Origin of the sequence: Mesorhizobium sp. B1-1-5 (genome assembly GCF_006443065.1) — a bacterium.
Taxonomy (GTDB): Bacteria; Pseudomonadota; Alphaproteobacteria; order Rhizobiales; family Rhizobiaceae; genus Mesorhizobium.
In genome coordinates this window covers 1-2,079 of the sequence record NZ_VFWS01000246.1, presented here as the reverse complement: position 1 = coordinate 2,079, position 2,079 = coordinate 1, and the positions used below count along the sequence as shown (strand labels likewise).

The window sequence follows — 2,079 nt, the reverse complement described above, 5'->3', positions numbered from 1 at the left end:
ACGCTTCAAGCCATTTCCCGACCGCGTCTCTTCACGCTTGACCACAGCTCGAAGCAAATGTGTGCGCACGCTAGCCCGGCGGGGAGAGGAGATTGTCGGCGTCGGCGCCAATCTCTTCTCCCCGCCGGGGAGAAGGTGGCCGCGAAGCGGCCGGATGAGGGGCAGCGCCGACGCTATCCCGCTATTGCTGACATCTTCGCGGCGATGTCGCGCAAGACCGCTTTGTCGACCGCATCGCGCTGCTTCTTCGAAGCGACCAGACAGGCCTGCGACTTCAGGATCGTACCGTCGCCCAGCACCTTGAGGTGGTTGGCGCGCAACGTCGAGCCGGTGGTGGTGATGTCGACGATGACATCCGCAAGCCCGGCGGCCGGGGCGCCTTCGGTGGCGCCGAGGCTTTCGACGATGCGGTAGACCTGGATGCCGTGCTTGAGCGAAAAGAACTGCTGCGTCAGCCGCCAGTATTTGGTGGCGATGCGCAAGCGCCGGCCATGGCGCTGGCGGAAATCGGCGGCAACATCGTCGAGATCGGCCATGCTGTCGACGTCCAGCCAGATGTCGGGCACCGCGACCACGACATCGGCATGGCCGAAGCCGAGGCGCGCGACGACCTCGGCGCGCGCTTCCCAGTCGGCGAGGTTCTCGCGCAAAAGGTCCTCGCCGGTGATGCCGAGATCGACCGCGCCTTGGCCGATCTCGCCGGCGATCTCGGATGCAGAAAGAAAGGCCACCTCGACATTGTCGAGACCGTCGATGCGGGCGCGGTATTTACGGTCGTCCTCAGGCAGAGTGACGGCCAGGCCGGCCTTGGCCAGCACTTCGAGCGACTGCTCCTTGAGACGGCCCTTCGAGGGGATCGCCAACGTGATCATCTGGCGTTCTCCCGCAAGGCTTCGATGCGATCGAGCCAAACCGAGAAGCCGACGCCGGGAATCGGCTTTTTTGCACCCAGCAGCGTCAGCAGCCGGTCGTAGCGACCGCCGCCGACCAGCGGGCGATCGCCATCCGCCGCCGCGATCTCGAAGACGAGGCCGGTGTAGTAGTCGAGCGGACGGCCGAAAGCGGCGTCATAGCGGATTTCTGCCGCCGACAGCCCATGCGCCTCGATCGCCTTGGCGCGGGCGGCGAAGTTCTCCAGCGCCGGTCCCAGCGACAGGCCGGCATCGGCGGCGAATTTTTCCAGCGCCGCGGTCGCGCTGTCGAGCGCGACGTCGATCTCGAGAAAACCTTTCAACGCCGAAAACGCCTCGTCGGACAGCCGCACGCTGCGCAGCTGCGCTTTCTCGATCAGCCTGCGCGCAATGTCGGCCGGGGCGCGGCCGGATGACGCCGAAAGCCCGGCTTCCTCCATGCCGTCGGCAATGTGCGCGGCAAGGCCTTCCGCATCGCCGTCGAGCACCAGCAGGGCGACCGGACCGGAGAGCTGGCTGTTGCGCGGCGGATTGGCGAGATCGGCAAGGGCTGCCTCCAGCATCGGCGCCGAGCCGAAGGCACGCGCAAGGCGCATGCGCCAACCGCGCGGCAAGCCGAGGGCCGCCAGCACGGCCTCGAACAGAGTCTGGTCGCCAAGCGTGATGGCGAGCTTCCGGCCGGGCAGCACCAGCGACAGCAGTGCATGCGCGTCGGCCAGCGAGCGGGCATCGGCCGCGGCGGTGTCGCGGTCGCCGAGATCCTCGATGCCGGCCTGGAAGAACTCGTTGCCGCCGTCGCGGCGCTGGCGGAACACCTCGCCCAGATAGGAATAGCGGCGGGGCGTGCCGGCCTGGCTGGCGATGTGATCGAGGCAGACGGGAATGGTGAATTCGGGCCGCAGGCACAGCGTCTTGCCGGTCTCGCTTTCAGTCAGGAAGATGCGGCGCCGCAGGTCCTCGCCGGCCATGTCGAGGAATGGGTCGGCCGGCTGCAGCACGGCGACTTCCGCGGCGTGGGTGTCGCGGGCGGCGAAAAGTTTGACGATGTCGGCGGCGATGGCGGGGCGGGCGGTCATGCGGCACGCCCTTCCCTTCTCCCCTTGTGGGAGAAGGTGGATCGGCGCGAAGCGCCGAGACGGATGAGGGGTGTTCCAGGGAACGCCGGCGT

The 2,079-nt window shown here is 67.6% G+C and carries 2 protein-coding genes; both read right to left on the bottom strand.

The genetic code is table 11. The annotated features are described in order from the left end of the window. Positions 1-173: 173 nt before the first annotated feature. Entirely contained in the window at positions 174-872 is a 699-nt protein-coding gene (gene hisG / locus FJ980_RS30000) for an ATP phosphoribosyltransferase (protein ID WP_140547232.1), read from the bottom strand. Continuing rightward, positions 869-1,987, bottom strand: coding sequence for an ATP phosphoribosyltransferase regulatory subunit (locus FJ980_RS29995; RefSeq protein ID WP_140547231.1), 1,119 nt, complete (start codon positions 1,985-1,987; stop codon positions 869-871). Before FJ980_RS29995 ends, hisG begins: the two co-directional genes overlap by 4 nt. Between the last annotated feature and the right edge of the window lie 92 nt (positions 1,988-2,079).

Bases quoted from the DNA above. Each gene is read 5' to 3' on its own strand.
- hisG (WP_140547232.1), bottom strand. From the start codon at position 872: ATGATCACGTTGGCGATCCCCTCGAAGGGCCGTCTCAAGGAGCAGTCG.
- FJ980_RS29995 (WP_140547231.1), bottom strand. From the start codon at position 1,987: ATGACCGCCCGCCCCGCCATCGCCGCCGACATCGTCAAACTTTTCGCC.